Source organism: Cypionkella sp. PAMC25878 (assembly GCF_058135695.1).
Genome location: NZ_CM176871.1, coordinates 696,420 through 712,843, shown reverse-complemented (window position 1 = coordinate 712,843; position 16,424 = coordinate 696,420). Strand labels below are relative to the sequence as shown.

Genomic DNA, 16,424 nt, shown 5'->3' with positions numbered 1-16,424 from the left:
GGCACTTGGGTTCAAGCTACAGCCTTGGGTGGAATCGAATCATATTTTCCTGTGGATAAGTTTGCACTTACTCAACAGCCGAACCCTTCCGCCAGCCGTGCTATTGCACGAAAAGTTCGGGGCGCGATTGGTTTATATTTGCAACAAGCCCCGCAGAACCCTCCAGATTCATTACAATTTTATCCGATTTCGGGCGAGAAGGCCTAAAAATGACGCTGTCGCAGCCAGCAAAATACGGACAAATATTATAACATCTGCAATACATCTAAAGGTAGTATTTTAGGATAACAGACGACGGCAACTGCCTGACTCTGCCGTATCGCTCCGGTTAAGAGAGGATGGACTGAAGCCAACGTTTTGCCTTGCTACGCTTGCCTTGGGCCTCATGATCGGTGCCCCACTTGCGCTTCAGACGGCTGAAGTGGCCAGTACCACGCTGTCTGTGACCGCCACCGTTTTGGACAGCTGCCTTCTCACCGCCCCGGCCGGGTTGGTGTTTGCCTCGGTCAACACCGGTGTGATGACGAACCAAACGGTTCAAGGCACGGTGACTGTGTTCTGCATGGCGGCCAAACCCAGCGTCACGATTAAGTTGGAAGGCGGCGACAATGCCGTAGCCAGCCAACGCAATATGAAAAGCGTCGCAAACGATCTGCTGCCCTATATCATCACCTCGGATGCCGGACATGCCACCGCCGTCGCGATTGGCGGCAACCTGTTTTCTGGCGCGCTGACCGCGGTGACGCCGAACATCTTTTCGGTTTACGGCCAAATTCCATCGGGCACTTACCCAGCTGGCATCTACACCGATACGGTGCGGGTGACGCTGAACTACTGAACGCGCAACAGTCGCGTTCTGACGACCCAAAGCTAGGAACATAGCGAGGTAAAAAATGTCGAGCATTCTCTGTTTGCGTTCCCTGATCACAGCGCTGGCTCTGGCGCTGCCAAGCATGGCTTTCGCTGACAGTCTGGCGGTTTCCCCAACCCGGTTGACGGTGCCTGCCCCGGCGCAGACCACGACGCTGACCATCAAAGCCGAGGGCAAAGGCCCCGCCGTGCTGCAAATTCGGGCGATGGCGTGGAAAAAGGGCAGCGATCCCAGCAATCTGAAAGACACGAAAATGGTGCAGGTCAGCCCGCCAGCGGCCAAACTGGGCAATCGGCAGGAACTGACGCTGCGCATCGTGCGGACCTCGAACAAAGCGGTGCGGGGCAGCGAATGTTACCGCGTGCTGATTGATCGTCTGCCCGGCAAAACCAAAGACCCGCAGGCGGTGAGGTTGCAGATCATGGTCACGCTCGATCCGCATGGGTGGGGTGCAGTTGCGACGGAATTTCGGGCTACGCAGCGATCTGATCACGCAGCAGCTGTTGTCGTTTGATGGCGCGGCGGCGGTGCCGTCCAGCGTTGATGTGTTCATCGACAACAACCGGGCCTATAGCACCGGCCGCGATGCCGGGCCGTTCCGGTTGGAGGATTTGCCTGTGCGGGCGGGGGCGGGCGAAGCGCTGATCGTGGTGACGGATGCCAATGGGCGGCGGACCACGAAATCGGTGTCGTTTTATGTTGCGCGCAACCTGCTGAAGAAAGGCCTGCTGGATTTCTCGATCGAGGCGGGGCGTGCACGCGATGGATATGGGCTGGAAAGCAATGATTATGGTGCTGATGGCGTTTTCTCGGGCAGTTTGCGCTATGGGCTGACCGAGCGGATCAGGCTGGAGGCGCAGGTTCAGACGAAATCCGATCTGCGGCTGGTGGGCTTCGGTTTTACCACGGTGCCGTTTGATCTGGCCGAGGTGAGCGTTGCGGGTGGGGTCAGTGACTATGCTGGCAAGACCGCGAGCTTCGCCTATGGCGCGTTGCAGACCGAGATCGGCCCGATGGAGATCAGCGGTTCGGTGCGTTGGGCGCAGAACGGATTTGCCGATCTGGCCTATGCGACCGGGGTGGATTATTTGGGGCAGGCCGAGATTGAGGACAGCGCCTCGTTGTTGGAAGTGGCGCGGTTGCAGACGGCGCTGAATATTTCGATGCCATTGGCGGATAACGGTAGTTTTGGCATCGGCTATGTCAATTCGAACCTCAGCAGTTCGCGCGACGAGTTGGTGACGGTGTCCTATGGCCGCGATCTGGAGCTGTGGGATGGCGCGCTATCGATCTATGGTTCGCATAATCTGCAAAGTGGTGAGACGCGGGTGGCGGTGTCGCTGCCGTTGGGCCAGCGTCGGTCGCTGCGGGCGACGCGTTCGATGGTCCCGGAGGGTCATGCGCTGGCTGGGGTTTATATCTCGCGGCAGATCTCGGATCAGCAGGGCGATTATGGCTATGCGGCGGAGATGCAGCGCGACGGTGACGGGGCGATCCGGTTCAGCGGGCGCGGCGATTATCTTGGCCGCTATGGCCAGCTTGGGCTGGAACTGCGGAGCGGCGAGGGTGTGACGGGCTTGCGGGCGCAGATGGATGGTGCAGTGGCGATTGCGGGTGGGGCGTTGGCGTTTGGCAGCCGGGTGAACGATGGTTTTGCGATTGTCGATGGGGGGGCGGCGGGGGTGCCGGTTTCGGTGCACAACCGGGCGGTGGCGCGGACCGGGCGCGGCGGCAAGGCTTTGGTCACTGGGCTGCAATCTTACCACCGCAACCGGGTGTCGGTCAATCTGGCCGATCTGCCCGCCGATCTGGCGCTGGGGGCTTCGGGGATGGATGTGGTGCCGGCAATCGGTTCGGGCGTGAAAGTGAAATTTCGCGGTGATACCGAGGACAGCGCGGTGATCGTGCTGCTGGGGGCAGACGGTACGCCGCTGGAAGCGGGGATGATTGCCGTGCTGAACGGCGGTGGTGAGGAATTTATTGTCGGCTTTGACGGCGAAACCTTGGTGCAGGGCTTGCGGCGCACCAACCAGCTGACCGTGCAATCTGACACCAGCACTTGCGCGGCAAGTTTTGATTTTACCGCCCAACCCGGTGCGCTGCAAAAGATTGAAGGAGTGCTTTGCCAATGATGCGCTACGTTCTTGCGCTGATGTTCGCTTTGCTGCTGCAGACGGGTGCAGCGGCGGCGCAAACCTGCACGGCGGTGACCACCGATTTTGATTTTGGCAGTGTCAGCTTGCGCGCGGGCGCGGTCAATCAAACCTCGGGCAATGTTAAGGTCACCTGTACCGGCGGGCTCGCAGGCCTCGTCGGCGTCTGTCTGACCTATGGCGGCGGCAGCCCGCCGCGCCGCTATATGGTTGGCCCCAGCGGTGCGCTTTTGGAGATCAGCTGCGGCAGACCAGCGGCGGGGCCGCTTTGTCGCAGATATTCGTCTCGGTTGTGATGGTGCTCGGCAATGGCAGCGCCACGGTGCCGATCTTTGCTGATGTGCTGTCACCCTCGGTGCAGCTGCCGACCGGAGCTTACAACGCTAGCTATAGCAGTGGTGGGGCAAATAGTGTGAAACTGCGGGTCGGCGTGCTGACCTGCAACATTCTGGGTCAGGATTTGGCCGCAGGCAGCTTTACGGTGCATGGTGTGGCGGCGTCCAGTTGCGATGTCTCGACCACAACGCTGGATTTCGGCAATGTTCCGGCGCAGTTGGTGCAGGCGGTCGATAAGACAGCGACAGTTACTGTCAGTTGCACCGAGGGCACGCCGTACCGGGTTTCGTTGGGTCTGGGGCAAGGGCCTGGGGTCAGCAATCCGGCGGCGCGAAAGATAAAAAACCTATTGGCGACTCTGACCTACGGGCTGTTTCAAGACCCGGCGCGCAGCCAACCTTGGGGCGATACACTTGCCACCAATGTCGCGGGCACCGGCGCTGGATTGGCGCAAGTTTATACGATTTATGGGCGGATCTTCGGCAATCAAACCCCGACAATCGGCACTTATACCGACAGTGTCGTCGTCACCATCGCTTACTGAGCGTTGCCCTGTAGCCGGACTACGGCCCAAGCTGCCGCCTCGGCCACGGTTGGATCAGGATCGTCGCGGAGGCGGTTTGCGTGCGCAGCCAGCCCCGGCAGGCCAGAGTTGCCGATGGCATACAGCACGTTGCGCACGAAGCGATCCCGCCCGATGCGCTTGATCGGGCTGCCCGCAAAGCGCGCGCGGAAGGCGGTATCATCGAGGCTGACCAGATCGGCCAATTCGGGTGCGCCAACCTTCGACTGATAGCCGATATCCTTGGCGGCTTGGGCGAATTTGTTCCAGGGGCAGGCGGCAAGGCAATCATCGCAACCATAAATCCGGTTGCCCATCAGGGCGCGCAGATCGAGGTCAACCGGGCCTTTGTGTTCGATCGTGAGGTAGGAAATGCAGCGTCGTGCATCCAACTGATAGGGAGCGGGGAAGGCGGTGGTCGGGCATGCCTCAAGGCACGCGGTGCAAGAGCCGCAATGGCTGACCTCGGGCGGATCCTTGGGCAGATCGGCAGTGGTGAAGATCGCGCCGAGGAAAAACCAGTTGCCTAAGTCGCGCGACAGCAGATTGGTGTGCTTGCCCTGCCAGCCCAGACCCGCTGCTTCGGCGAGGGGTTTTTCCATCACCGGGGCAGTGTCGACGAACACTTTGATCTCGGCCTTGGCAGCGGTTGCGAACCAGCCGCCAAGGCGTTTCAACCGCCGTTTGACCAGATCGTGGTAATCCTTGCCCTGTGCATAGACCGAGACCGCCGCGCGGTCGGGTTGAGACAGCACCGCCATTGGGTCGACCTCGGGCGTATAAACCTCGGCCAGCATGATCACCGAGCGCGCCTCGGGCCACAGCGCTGCGGCATTGCCGCGCCAATGTTCCCGCTCGGCCATCCAAGACATTTGGCCATGGCGGTCGGCTTGTAGAAATTGTCGCAAGCGCCCTGCGGTTTCTGGTACCGCATCCGGCGCACAGATACCGAGTTTGGAGAACCCCTCCTCCAAAGCCTTTACAGCCAGAGCATCCTTGAGTGACGGCATGGTCATCCTCTGTGCTCAAATATCCTCTGGGGTCCGGGGGCGAAGCGCCCCGGCGGTTTCAGCTAGAAATCCAGATCGGCATAATGCGCGGGCGGCGGGAAGCCGGGCACCTGATCAGCCAAAAGCGTGCGGAACGAGGGCCGCGATTTGATCTTGGCATACCAGTCTTTCACCGTGGCCGAGCGGTTCCAGTCGACATCCGAGATATAGTCGAGGCAAGAGATATGCGCCGCCGCCGTCAGATCGGCCAAGGTCATTACATCGCCCGCCAGCCAGCGGCGTTGATCCAAGAGCCAGCCGAGATAGTCGATGTGGTATTTGATCCGCCCTGCCCCCGATTTCACCGCTTTCGAATCCGGGTAGCCATGCGCCATGATCTTCTTGTTGACCCGCTCATACAGCAATTTTGAGGTGACTTCGGCGTGGAATTTGTCGTCAAACCACGCGCAGAGGCGGCGGACTTCAAAGCGCATGTCAATGTCGCGCGGCATCAGCGCCGGGGTGGGGAAGGCTTCTTCCAGATATTCGCAGATCGCCTGACTTTCCGACAGCACCTTGTTTTCGATCCGCAGCACCGGGACTTTGCCCGCCGGATTGCGGCGCAGGAAATCTGGTGAAGGTTCCCAATAGCGTTCTTCGATAAGCTCCACCTCCAGCCGTTTTTCGGCCAAAGTCAGGCGCACCTTGCGGCAGAATGGCGAGAGCGGGAAGTGATAGAGGCGGATCATGGGTTACTCTTGGCTGGGCTACGTTCTGATAGCCCCGCCGCCGGACAGGATCAATCCCGCATGGGCTGAGAACTGCGGGTCCGGCGCTTTACGGCGCTATGGGTGGCAAGGTGCTGCGGATCGCATCCATGATCATTTTGTCGTCTTTTGCCCGCCGCGCCTGTTTGGCAGCCGCAATTTCAGCTGCGCTACGCCGTTTTATCGGGGGCACGGGGGGCGGTTTTGGCGGATCAAGCCGCAGCCAGACCGCAGCGGGATCGGCTCCGCGCGTCAGTGCCAAGGCGTGCTGAACGGGGGCAGACGGCTTTATGACATGCGGATCAACGATGCCGCTGACAAAACCTGCGCTTGGTCGCACGGCGATGCCGGCATCTGCCAGCACTGTGGGCAGATCAGGCAGTGCCTCCCGCAGTTGGCCATGTGGCACGTTAAAGCCGCCTTTGGAGGATTGCAGCGACATCACCGGAACCATTGGCAACGGCGCCGAAACTTGGCTGTAGCTGCGCATGGTGTGCCGCGCGAGATCAACCGGGGCGGATCCGCGGATGTCTTGCAGGGTCAGATGCGTCAACCCGGTCAGCCGCACCAGATCGCCAGAGGCCGCCAGAAGTTCGGCAGCATTGGCCTCGGTGATCGTCAGCGCCAGATCGGCTTTGCGGCCATCATCTGCGGTGAAAGTCAGACAGGGCTGATCTGCGGGAAAGTCCGGTTGCTGCGCCAAACAGGCGGCGCGGTCGCGGCTTTCGATGATCGCCGAGAACCGCGATAGGGTGGCGGGGGCCAAGCAACCTTTCGGCTGCATCGCAGGTAAGTTCAGATCGGCGCAGGTTTTACCTGCCACCGGGAATACCATGTGCGCCATCATCTGAGTCTGAAACCGCACCAGCCTGATCCAGTGGATCTCACCACCACGCAGGGTCGCCAGACAGAGCGCGTCGCAGGTTTCATAGGGGCTGTAAGAGCCCGAGGTTTGCAGAACATAGTCTAGCGATTGCGGCTTGATGGTGAGCTGCGCCAGCGTGACATGCTCGGCTGGCGGAAGTTGAGCGATTTGACCGGCGCGTAGGGCGTAGAAGCCCGCCCCAAGCGCCAAGATCCCGCCCAGCACGATCCCGCTGGCAAATTTTGCCCCGCGCGCAGAATTTGCGGCCTGCCAGCAGAGGATCAGCGCCAGAATCCACCACAGATTGGCAGCAAGCAACCAGACCGGGAGCATCAGGCCAAGACTGTACAGTGACGTGGTGACGACAAGCTCATTGTCGGATGCGAGGCCAGCCGCCACGATTGAGATTATCGCGCCCCAAAGCCATTTCATCCGCACATCCTTCCGCCGATATGCTGGTATCTTGGCGCGGAATTGGGGCGATTTCGCGGCTGCTTAATTGTCGAAACAGGCGGAGCGGCCATCCGCCAGAATGGTCTCGGCCCCCGACATGATCGCCCCCGTGCGTTTGCGCACGAAACTGCTGGGTTTGGAGGCCGAGCGACCTTTTGGGTCGGGCAGCACAGCGGCGAGGCGGGCGGCTTGCAGGGCAGACAGATCGCGGGCATCGACGCCGAAATAGTGCTGGGCTGCGGCTTGCACCCCGAACACGCCTTCGTCGAATTCGGCGATGTTGAGGTAGACTTCAAGGATGCGCTGCTTAGACCAGACCAACTCGACCACCGGGGTGAGACCCGCTTCGATGGCCTTGCGCAGCCAACTGCGGCCTTGCCAGAGGAAGACGTTCTTGGCGACTTGCTGGGTCAGGGTCGAGGCGCCTCGATTGCCGCCTTGCTCGGCGGCGGCGCGGATGGCGGCCATATCGAAGCCCCAGTGCAGGCAGAAATTGGCGTCCTCGGCGGCGACAACGGAGCGGCCCATCACCGGGGCGATTTCATCCCAATCAACCCAATCTTTGCTGATGCCACCCAAGCGCCAGCTTTCGGAGAGTTGGTAGAGGTTGATCGGAGGGGGCAGGAAACTGAACAGCAGAATCAGGACGCCGTAGAATCCGGCGATGCCCGCCAGCCCCCGCAAAAGCCAGCGTTTGATCTGCCGCCCTTTGGGGAGGGCGGCGATCAAGGCAGGCTCGGGCACGGCCTTTTTGCGCGGTTTCTTCGGGGTGTCGACCATGTCTCAGCTTAGGCCCGAAGGTTGCGGTTTGGTCAAGGGTTTGAAGGGATTTTTGGCTGTGTCCACGCGTGGACAAGCTTGTGGCTTATATGATTTCAATGGGTTATCGGGAGTGATTTAGGATTCGTTAAGCATTACGGCGTGGACGTCTAACGAGTAGCAAATCTTGCCAAATTTTGCCAAAGCGGTTATCCTACCAGCATGAGCACCATGAACATCTCTTTGCCCGACGACATGAAAGCCTTTGTGGACGAACAGGTCCGCATCAACGGCTTTGCCACCACCAGCGAATATATGCGCGCGCTGATCCGCGAGCGCAAAGACGCGATTGAGCGACTGCGGGCTTTGGTGATTGAGGGCATGGAATCGGGCGACCCGCAGCCTGCGGAGGATGTCTCGGCGCGGTTGCGGGCTCGGATTGAGGCAGCAAGGACTAGGATGAAGGCCGCCGAATGACGGCTGTTGTCGTCAGCCCTGCGGCCGAGGCTGATCTGGGCGCAATCATTGATCATTATCTCATCGCGGCGGGGCTAGAGGTTGCGGCGGGATTTCTAACCGCTTGGGATCGCTGCAGGGCGCATCTTGCAGATTTTCCTGCAAGCGGATCGCCACGCCTTGCGGAACCGTTGGAAATGACGGGCTTGCGGATTTGGCCGGTGAAAGGATTTCCACAACTGGCACTTTATAGCGAATCCGAAGGCGGCGTGATCATCCTGCGCGTGTTGGATTCCGCGCGCGATCTGCCGTTTGCGTTGCGGGACTGAAACCCTCTGATCACGACAAAAAATGTCGCGCGTGATGCTGCGCGGGGGCTGTGGCTTGCTTAGGTTTTGCGCAACCCTAGCCCGGAGCCCGCCATGCCGCTACGCCGCACGCCGTTTTATGCCCTCGCCTCGGCCTATGGCGCGCAGATGGGGCCAGTGGGGGGCGGGTTTGTCTCGGCGCATCATTATGGCGATGTGCGGGCAGAGCATCTGAACACGCGGGCCAATGTCGGGGTGCAGGATCTGTCCACCATGGGCAAGATTGATGTGAAGGGGCCGGAGGCGGAGGCCTTGGTCAATCATCTGATCGTCAATGACGCGGCGGCGATGCGGGTGGGGGCTGCGCGCTATGCCAGCGTTTGTGCGCCCGATGGCGGGGTGATGGATGATCTGACGGTGTTCCGGCTGGCGGATGAGCATTTTCTGATTGTGTCAGGCTCGCGCAATCGGTTGAAGATCCGCGATTGGGCGATGCAACATGCGACCGGGCGGCGGGCTTATGTGACGGATATTACGGCGGCGATTGCGTTTCCGACCGTGCAGGGGCCACGCGCGCGGAAGTTGTTGGCGGGGTTGATCCCGGATGCGGATTTGAGCGCGTTGAAGCGGTGGAGCTTCACTTGGGGGCATTTTGGCGAAACCCGTGTGATGATCTCTCGCACGGGTGTCACCGGGGAGTTGGGGTTTGAGTTGTTCGTGCCCTCGGATGAGGCGGCGGGGGTGTGGAACGGGCTTATGACGGTGGGCGGTGCTTATGGGCTGCGCCCCTACGGCGTGCAGGCGATGTTCACTTTGGGGCTAGAGAAGCTTTATCCGGCGCATGGTATTGATATGGACGAGACGGTGACGCCGTTTCATGTCGGCACCGATGCGTTCATCAAGTTTGACAAGGGCGACTTCATCGGGCGCGAGGCGCTGTTGCGGGTGCGCGAGGCCGGGGTGGCGACGGCTTGGGTCGGGTTGCTGATGGAGGGCGAAGTTCCTGCGGCTGAAGGGGCTGCGGTGATGCTGGATGGTACGCAGATTGGTCATGTGACCTATAGCGATCACGGCTATTCGGTGGGGGCGGTTTTGGCCTCGGCCCATATCGAGAAGGGCTATGCGGTAGAGGGCGCGGAGGTGACGGTTGGGGGCGTTAAAGCGCGGGTGGCGCGCAAGGCGTTCTTTGATCCCGAGGGGACGCGGCTGCGGGGGTGACGCGGCGTCACGGCGGAAATCGCGGCGGGCGGGGGAACGAAAACCGATGTGCGGGGTTGTTGCTGCATAGGGCTTGGGAAACTAGGCCGCTGTGTAACAATGGAGATCATCATGTTTCGCACTTCTATCGCAGCCTTCCTGATGGCCACTGCCGTGGCCTTTCCGTCCTTCGCGCAAGACCTGAAGCCCGTGCGTGAGGTTGAGGTCAAAGTCGATACCGCTGGCATCGCCAATGCGCAGGCGGCGGCTTATTGGGGCACGCTGCAAGACGATCTGAAGGCCTCGATCCTGACCAAAGTGGCGCCGAGTGATGACGAGGCGGCTGTCGTGATCAAGATCCGCATTGACGATGTCTCGCTGGCCAATGGCTTTCAGGAGAAGCTTGGTTTGGGCGACACCACTCTGGTGGGCAACGTGCTGGTGCAGGACGACAAGAACCACACCAAGGACGATGCCTATGACCTGACGGTCGACGTGAATGCCGCCAAGCCTTTGTTGCCGGCGGGCTATGATTTCACGGCGGCGGATGCGGATACCAAGGTGTATTACAATGCGATGGTCAATGCCTTCGCGGACGGCGTTGTGACCCGCCTGAAGTAAGTTTGGCGGGAGTGTGTGGAAAGGCCCCCGTTCGCGGGGGCCTTTTTGCTTTGGTGCAGGTGATGGCAGGCACCGCTACTGGCCATGTGGTCCATAGCGATCAGGGACACGGCAGCCTCGGCGCGACGGAGACCGCAAAGCCGTCGATCCCAAGGCGGTTGTGGCGTGCACGGCGTTGCTTGCGCCAGAGCGCGCGCGGCAATGGTTGCGTTGCATCAATGTCGGCGTCGCACTTTGGCGGTAGCCTTCTGCCATGCACTGTCAGGAGCGTGTCATGCAAACCAACCAGACCCCATTCAACGACCAATCCGTGAACACAACCGGCTGTTGTGCCAAGTTCAATCCTGCAGGGTGGGACGCGCAAGAGCTGCATTTCAAGGACAAGCCATTCGTGCGCGCCAGCACTTTGTCGATCGGGCATGTGCCGCTGAACATGGGCGTGGTCTATGCCCGTGTGCAGGGGCATATTGAAAAGGCGGATGCGGGCGATCCATCACAGGATCTGGTGATGTCACGCGATCCGTCGGCTTTTACCGGCGAGCATCTGTTTGCTGTGAAAAGCCCGGTGGCCGACGAGGAGATGATCGCAGTGAGCGGCGATTTCCTCATCAAGGTTTTTGAAGGGCCTTATTCGGCCGTGCGCGGCTGGTATGGTCAGATGCAGGCGCTGGCCCGAGAAAAAGGGCACGAGCCGAAACAGGTTTGGTTTTACTACACCACTTGCCCCGATTGCGCGAAGGCCTACGGCGCGAATCCGGTCGTTGGGCTGGTGGAACTTGCTTGACGAAAAGGCCCCCGGATAAGGGGGGCCTTTCTGGTGCGCGGCCGATTACTCTGCCGGGACTTTCGCCGCTTCGTCCGACAGCGGATATGCGAGGTGCGGCAGCATCTCTTTCGGGCAGATTTGCAGGAAATTCGCGCGTTCGGTGGCCCAATCGGCGAGGATGCGAGCGGCGATGCGCGACCCGGTTTCTTTGGCGTGACGCTCAATCAGGTGGCGCAGTTGTGCCTCCCAATGCGGGTGGGCGACGGCGCAGGTCAGCACGGTTTCGTCGTTGATGAAGTCTTCCGCGATGGCTTGGGGATCGTAGACATAGGCCATCCCCCCGGTCATGCCGGCACCGAAGTTGGCACCGATTTTGCCGAGGATGACGGCGGTGCCGCCAGTCATGTATTCACAGCCGTTCGACCCACAGCCTTCGACCACCACCGATGCGCCTGAGTTGCGGACGGCGAAACGCTCGCCTGCCCGACCTGAGGCGAACAGGTAGCCTGCGGTTGCACCATAGAGCACGGTGTTGCCGATGATGGTGTTATCCTCGGCTTTCAACGGCGAAGACATTTGCGGACGGACGACGATGGTGCCGCCGGACAGGCCCTTGCCGACATAGTCGTTGGCGTCGCCTTGGACTTCCAGTTTCAAGCCATTGACCGCAAAAGCGCCCAAGGATTGACCGCAAGAGCCGTGCAGTTTTACCGTCAGATGGTCGGGTTGCAGGTTGTTGCGCATGCCGAATTTCTTGACGATATGGCTGCTGGCCCGGGTGCCGATGGTACGCAGGGTATTGCGAACCGCATAAGACAGCTGCATCTTCTCGCCGTCCTCAAAGAACCGCGCGCCGTCTTTGACGATTTCCGCGTCCAACGTATCGGGGACGTGGTTGCGGGGTTTTGAGCGGTCGTAGGTGATTTTTGAGGCACCATCGACCGTGATCAGCAGCGGGTTCAGGTCGAGATCATCAAGGTGGGCAGAGCCACGGCTGACCTGTGACAGAAGGTCAGCGCGACCGATGATTTCATCCATGCTCCGCGCGCCGATTTGGGCGAGGATTTCGCGGACTTCCTGCGCGTAGAAGGTGATCAGGTTGACGACTTTGTCCGCCGTGCCCGTGAATTTAGCGCGCAGGGCGGTGTCTTGGGTGCAGACGCCGACCGGGCAGGTGTTCGACTGGCACTGACGCACCATGATGCAGCCCATCGCGATCAGGGCGGCGGTGCCGATGCCGTATTCCTCGGCCCCGAGCATGGCGGCCATCACCACATCGCGGCCGGTGCGCAGGCCGCCGTCAGTGCGCAGGGTGACGCGTTCGCGCAGGTTGTTCATCGACAGCACTTGGTGGGCCTCGGTCAGGCCCATTTCCCACGGCAGACCCGCGTATTTGATCGAGGTGCCGGGGGATGCCCCGGTGCCGCCGTTGTGGCCGGAGATCAGGATGATATCGGCTTTCGCTTTCGCCACACCTGCGGCGATGGTGCCGACGCCGCTTGCCGATACCAGTTTCACCGTGACTTTGGCGCGCGGGTTGATCTGCTTCAGATCGTAGATCAACTGGGCGAGGTCTTCGATGGAATAGATGTCGTGGTGCGGCGGCGGGCTGATCAGCGTCACGCCTTTTGTGGAATGGCGCAGACGGGCAATCAGCTCGGTCACTTTCATGCCGGGCAGCTGGCCACCTTCTCCGGGTTTCGCACCCTGCGCGACTTTGATTTCCAGTTCTTCACAGGCGTTCAGGTATTCGGCGGTCACACCGAAACGGCCCGAGGCCACTTGTTTGATCTTGGCCGAGGGGTTGTCACCATTCGGTTCGGGCAGGAAGTGGGCGGGGTCTTCGCCACCCTCGCCCGAGTCGGATTTCGCGCCGATGCGGTTCATCGCGACGTTCAGGGTCTTGTGCGCCTCTGGCCCCAAGGCCCCCAGCGACATACCGGGCGTCACAAAGCGTTTGCGGATTGAGGTGATGCTTTCGACCTCCTCAATCGGCACCGGTTTGCCGAGCGTCTTGATGTCCAACAGATCGCGGATATGAATCGGCGGGTTGGAGCGCATCGCGGCGGAGTATTGCTTCCACAGATCAAAGCTGGCGCGGTCGCAGGCCGCTTGCAGCATGTGCATGGTCTGCGCTTCCCAAGCGTGCTTTTCACCGGAGCGGCGGGCTTTGTAGAAGCCGCCGATGGGCAGTACGTCTGTACCACCGAGCCAGCCTTTGGCGTGGACTTCCTCGACCTTCATCTGGATGCCGTGCAGACCGATGCCTGAGATGCGGCTTTGCATACCGGGGAAGTATTCGGCCACCATGGCGCGGCTGAGGCCGACCGCTTCAAAGTTCAGGCCACCGCGATAGGACGAGATCACCGAAATACCCATTTTGGACATGATTTTCAGCAGGCCCGCATCAACGGCATAGCCATAGCGGCGCATCGCATCGACCAAGCTGCCGTCGATCAGATTGCGACGGATCCGGTCGGCAATGCTGTCTTGCGCGAGATAGGCGTTGACGGTGGTGGCCCCCGAACCGATCAGCACGGCGAAATAGTGGGGGTCGATACACTCAGCGCTGCGGACGTTGACCGAGCAGAAGGTGCGCAGGCCCTTGCGGGTCAGCCAGCTATGCACGGCAGAGGTCGCAAGGATCATCGGCATCGCGACCTTTTCGGGCGATTGATGCTGATCGGTCATCACCAACTGGCCTGCACCCGAGCGCACGGCGTCTTCGGCTTCGGCCCGGATACGTTCTAGTCCTTGGCGCAGGGCATCGGGGCCACCGTTCACCGGGAAGGTGCAGTCGATGAAGGCGACCTGATCGCCGAAGCGTTTCACCAACACGTCAAATTCGGCATTGGCAAGGAATGGGCTTTCCAAGACCAGAATCTCGGATTGCGCGTTGGTTTCATCCAGCACGTTGCGCAGGTTGCCGAAGCGGGTTTTCAGCGACATCACCCGACCTTCGCGCAAGCTGTCGATCGGCGGGTTGGTGACTTGGCTGAAGTTCTGGCGGAAGAAATGGCTGAGAGGGCGGTAGACCGACGACAGCACGGCGGCGGGGGTATCATCGCCCATCGAGGCGATCATTTCCTTGCCGTCTTCGGCCATCGGGGCAAGGACTTGTTCCAGTTCTTCGACGGTAAAGCCCGCCGCGATCTGGCGTTTGCGCAGCTCGGCGCCCTCGAACATCGCCACTTCGGGCACGTCGCGCAGCAAAGCGTTGAGGTCGACGATCTTCTCGATCCAAGTGCCATAGGGCTGAGCGGCGGCGAGTTTATCTTTCAGCGCAACGTCGTGGTAAAGTTTGCCCTCGGCCATATCGACGGCGATCATCTGTCCCGGCCCGAGCGCGCCCTTTTCGCGGATGGTGGCTTCATCGACAGGCACCATGCCCGCTTCGGAACCGGCGATCAGCAGGCCATCACCAGTGACGACATAGCGCATCGGGCGCAGGCCGTTGCGGTCAAGCCCACCGCAGACCCAGCGGCCATCGGTCATCGCGAGGGCAGCGGGGCCATCCCACGGCTCGATCACCGAGTTGCAATAGGCATACATGTCCGCCCAAGCGGGCTTCATATCGGTGGTGGCTTTGCTCCATGCTTCCGGCACCAGCATGGTTTTGGCGAGCGGCGCATTGCGGCCCGAGCGCACAAGGGCTTCGAACACCGCATCCAAAGCGCCGGAGTCAGAGGTGCCCGCCGGGATGATCGGTTTGATGTCTTCGGCGGCATCACCAAAGTTGTTGCTAGCCATGCGAATTTCGTGGCTTTTCATCCAGTTGATGTTGCCTTTCAGCGTGTTGATCTCGCCGTTATGGGCCAACATGCGGAAAGGTTGTGCCAACCACCACTGCGGGAAAGTGTTGGTGGAATAGCGCTGGTGGTAGATCGCAAACGCGCTCTCAAAGCGGTCGTCCATCAGGTCAGGGTAGAAGGTGGCGACCTGTTCGGCCAGCATCATGCCTTTGTAGATGATGCTGCGGCAGGACAGGGAGCACAGATACATGCCTTGGATTTGGCTGGCCAGCGCCGCTTTTTCGATGCGGCGGCGGATGATATACAGCTCGCGCTCGAACTGCTCCTGATCAATATCCTTATCACAACGGATCAGGATTTGTTCGATCTCGGGCCGGGTGGCATTGGCTTTGTCGCCGAGCACGGAGGTGTCGACGGGGACGTGACGCCAGCCATAGATGTAGTGGCCCATGCGCAGTACTTCGGCCTCGACAATCGTGCGGCAGCGTTCTTGCGCGCCGAAATCGGTGCGCGGCAGGAAGACTTGACCGACGGCGATCAGCTTGTGGATGTCGGGCTCGTGCCCGGTGCGGCGAACCTGATCGTAGAAGAATTTGACCGGGATCTGCACGTGGATGCCCGCTCCATCGCCGGTTTTGCCATCGGCATCGACAGCACCACGGTGCCAGATCGCCTTCAGCGCGTTGATACCGTTTTCGACGACTTTGCGGGAGGGCTTGCCGGAAATCGCGACCACCAGACCGACGCCGCAGGACGAATGTTCATCTTCGGTTTTATAGAGGCTGTTGGCGTCCATATAGGCGCGTTTGGCTTCTTCGGCGCGAACCCAGTCTTCGTTATAGATCGTCATGGCTGCTAACCTCCGGGCTATGGCTTTGGGGGAAGGACGACATCACGGCGTCACATTCAAAGATCGGTTGCGTGGCGGCGAAGCCTTTTTCGCCGGGCAGGATGAATTGGACCGGGCTGCCTTCGAGGGGCAGCCATTGCGTGCCATCCCACCATTCGGACTGACCGGAAAAGAAGTTCCGCCACTCGGCGCTGATATATTCGTGGCCGTGCGATTTGCGCAGTTCGTTGCCCGCATCGTCGGTCTCGACATATTCAAATTCGGTGCGCTGCAGGGTGACGCCGTCGATGGTGGCGGTTTCGCCCGTCAGCTTGTCGAAGCCTTTGACGTTGGTGTGCTCGCCATTGTCTTTGCTGAGGCTGAAGTCGAAATCATCGCGGCCTGTCGCCAGCAGGCTGGAGAAATTCGCTGGGTCTTTGGGGTTTGGGTCGAGGGTTTGGATGACCGTGGGATTCAGATCATAGCTTTCGATCCACTGGGTTTCGCGATCGATTTTCGACATGTAGAACATGCCCTCTTGATCGAAATCGGCACGCCATTTGTCGCCGGGATTGTCTTTCTCGCAGGTGTAGTAGTTCGCGACATAGCAGCCGCGCGATTGCACGGTGAGGGTGGTGGTGCAGCCTTGCGGCGGGGTGAAGCTGCCCGCGAGCGCGGGGGTGGCTACGAGGAACAGCGGGAAAAGCAGGGCGGTCCGCATGGGTTGATCCTTTTGATGT

16 protein-coding genes are annotated in these 16,424 nt (G+C 60.5%); 10 read left to right on the top strand and 6 right to left on the bottom strand.

Annotation, left to right across the window (positions count from 1 at the left end):
* The first annotated feature begins 421 nt into the window (after positions 1-421).
* The 5 genes from ACS5RD_RS03315 to ACS5RD_RS03295 are packed head-to-tail and all read left to right on the top strand — an operon-like array spanning position 422 to position 3,904.
* A complete protein-coding gene (locus tag ACS5RD_RS03315) occupies positions 422-838 on the top strand; it encodes a spore coat protein U domain-containing protein (protein WP_489929979.1) in 417 nt (138 codons plus the stop codon).
* 55 nt (positions 839-893) lie between these two features.
* A complete protein-coding gene (locus ACS5RD_RS03310) occupies positions 894-1,385 on the top strand; it encodes a fimbrial biogenesis chaperone (protein WP_489929978.1) in 492 nt (163 codons plus the stop codon).
* Positions 1,327-3,003, top strand: coding sequence for a fimbria/pilus outer membrane usher protein (locus ACS5RD_RS03305; protein WP_489929977.1), 1,677 nt, complete (start codon positions 1,327-1,329; stop codon positions 3,001-3,003). Before ACS5RD_RS03310 ends, ACS5RD_RS03305 begins: the two co-directional genes overlap by 59 nt.
* A complete protein-coding gene (locus tag ACS5RD_RS03300) occupies positions 3,000-3,320 on the top strand; it encodes a spore coat protein U domain-containing protein (RefSeq protein WP_489929976.1) in 321 nt (106 codons plus the stop codon). The genes ACS5RD_RS03305 and ACS5RD_RS03300 overlap by 4 nt, the downstream gene beginning before the upstream one ends.
* A complete protein-coding gene (locus ACS5RD_RS03295) occupies positions 3,293-3,904 on the top strand; it encodes a Csu type fimbrial protein (RefSeq protein ID WP_489929975.1) in 612 nt (203 codons plus the stop codon). The genes ACS5RD_RS03300 and ACS5RD_RS03295 overlap by 28 nt, the downstream gene beginning before the upstream one ends.
* Here the strand turns inward: ACS5RD_RS03295 and queG are convergent.
* From queG to mtgA, 4 genes are all read right to left on the bottom strand, one after another.
* The gene (gene queG / locus ACS5RD_RS03290) at positions 3,898-4,932 is read right to left on the bottom strand and encodes a tRNA epoxyqueuosine(34) reductase QueG (RefSeq protein ID WP_489929974.1); all 1,035 of its coding nucleotides are present in this window, start codon (positions 4,930-4,932) and stop codon (positions 3,898-3,900) included. The two genes, ACS5RD_RS03295 and queG, sit on opposite strands and share 7 nt — an antisense overlap.
* A gap of 62 nt (positions 4,933-4,994) precedes the next feature.
* A complete protein-coding gene (gene fzlA / locus ACS5RD_RS03285; protein WP_054006651.1) occupies positions 4,995-5,660 on the bottom strand; it encodes an FtsZ-binding protein FzlA in 666 nt (221 codons plus the stop codon).
* Between the two features lie 88 nt (positions 5,661-5,748).
* The gene (locus tag ACS5RD_RS03280; protein ID WP_489929973.1) at positions 5,749-6,975 is read right to left on the bottom strand and encodes a hypothetical protein; all 1,227 of its coding nucleotides are present in this window, start codon (positions 6,973-6,975) and stop codon (positions 5,749-5,751) included.
* Between the two features lie 63 nt (positions 6,976-7,038).
* Positions 7,039-7,776 carry a monofunctional biosynthetic peptidoglycan transglycosylase gene (mtgA, locus tag ACS5RD_RS03275; protein ID WP_489929972.1) on the bottom strand — a complete coding sequence of 246 codons (738 nt, stop codon included), beginning with the start codon at positions 7,774-7,776 and terminating at the stop codon, positions 7,039-7,041.
* A 210-nt stretch (positions 7,777-7,986) separates the two neighbouring features.
* On the opposite strand from mtgA, the gene ACS5RD_RS03270 reads away from it, so the two are divergent.
* The 5 genes from ACS5RD_RS03270 to ACS5RD_RS03250 all read left to right on the top strand — a co-directional run bounded on the left by ACS5RD_RS03270 (position 7,987) and on the right by ACS5RD_RS03250 (position 11,121).
* Positions 7,987-8,232, top strand: a complete 246-nt coding sequence (locus ACS5RD_RS03270) for a ribbon-helix-helix domain-containing protein (RefSeq protein ID WP_489929971.1) — start codon at positions 7,987-7,989, stop codon at positions 8,230-8,232.
* Entirely contained in the window at positions 8,229-8,540 is a 312-nt protein-coding gene (locus ACS5RD_RS03265; protein ID WP_489929970.1) for a type II toxin-antitoxin system RelE/ParE family toxin, read from the top strand. Before ACS5RD_RS03270 ends, ACS5RD_RS03265 begins: the two co-directional genes overlap by 4 nt.
* 93 nt (positions 8,541-8,633) lie before the next feature.
* Positions 8,634-9,737: an aminomethyl transferase family protein gene (locus ACS5RD_RS03260; protein ID WP_489929969.1), complete on the top strand. Its 1,104-nt coding sequence runs from the start codon at positions 8,634-8,636 to the stop codon at positions 9,735-9,737.
* Between the two features lie 111 nt (positions 9,738-9,848).
* Positions 9,849-10,337, top strand: a complete 489-nt coding sequence (locus ACS5RD_RS03255) for a hypothetical protein (RefSeq protein ID WP_489929968.1) — start codon at positions 9,849-9,851, stop codon at positions 10,335-10,337.
* Between the two features lie 274 nt (positions 10,338-10,611).
* On the top strand, positions 10,612-11,121 hold the full coding sequence (locus ACS5RD_RS03250) for a hydrolase (protein ID WP_489929967.1): 510 nt from the start codon (positions 10,612-10,614) through the stop codon (positions 11,119-11,121).
* Positions 11,122-11,166: 45 nt separating this feature from the next.
* Here the strand turns inward: ACS5RD_RS03250 and gltB are convergent, their stop codons facing one another.
* Together gltB and ACS5RD_RS03240 are read right to left on the bottom strand one after the other, a co-directional pair.
* Positions 11,167-15,705 (bottom strand): glutamate synthase large subunit, encoded by a 4,539-nt coding sequence (gltB, locus tag ACS5RD_RS03245; protein WP_489929966.1) that lies wholly within the window; start codon positions 15,703-15,705, stop codon positions 11,167-11,169.
* Positions 15,692-16,405, bottom strand: a complete 714-nt coding sequence (locus ACS5RD_RS03240; protein WP_489929965.1) for a hypothetical protein — start codon at positions 16,403-16,405, stop codon at positions 15,692-15,694. Before ACS5RD_RS03240 ends, gltB begins: the two co-directional genes overlap by 14 nt.
* Positions 16,406-16,424 lie beyond the last annotated feature (19 nt).